At 47.4% G+C, this 466-nt stretch carries 1 protein-coding gene; it reads left to right on the top strand.

Annotated elements, in window-relative coordinates; genetic code table 11:
• Positions 1 to 52 precede the first annotated feature (52 nt).
• Positions 53 to 454 (top strand): structural protein, encoded by a 402-nt coding sequence (locus tag AAC854_RS23105; RefSeq protein WP_340619128.1) that lies wholly within the window; start codon positions 53 to 55, stop codon positions 452 to 454.
• Positions 455 to 466 lie beyond the last annotated feature (12 nt).

Genomic DNA, 466 nt, shown 5'->3' with positions numbered 1-466 from the left:
ACCAATTTCTCAGGTTACTGACAGAACATGAACAGCAACGGGGAATAATCTGATGACCAGAGGCATTAGCAATAACAATCCCGGCAACATTGATCACAATCCCGCTAATAAGTGGCAGGGGCAATTAAGGCATGACCCGAAGATTGAGAAGCGCTTCTGTCGTTTCGAGACGGCGGAGCATGGTATCCGGGCACTCATGAAGCTGCTGACCAATTACCACAAGAACGGTTATCAGAGTGTAGCGAAGATGATAGATCGCTGGGCACCGACCAATGAGAACAACACCTCAGCCTATATCAAGGGTGTTGCTAAGGCGCTCAATGTTGACCAGTTCGAGAAAATCGACATCAATAAACCCACGCTGATTGCGCTGGCTAAATCCATTATCCGGCACGAGAACGGCAAGCAACCTTATTCCGATGATGTTTTCGAACGGGCGTTTGAATTGCTATGAACTGGAAATTAC

Source organism: Xenorhabdus entomophaga (assembly GCF_037996725.1).
Classification (GTDB): Bacteria; Pseudomonadota; Gammaproteobacteria; order Enterobacterales; family Enterobacteriaceae; genus Xenorhabdus; species Xenorhabdus khoisanae.
Note: the sequence above shows the minus strand (reverse complement) of the source record. Positions and strands in the feature narration are given on the sequence as shown.

Bases quoted from the DNA above. Each gene is read 5' to 3' on its own strand.
- AAC854_RS23105 (WP_340619128.1), top strand. From the start codon at position 53: ATGACCAGAGGCATTAGCAATAACAATCCCGGCAACATTGATCACAAT.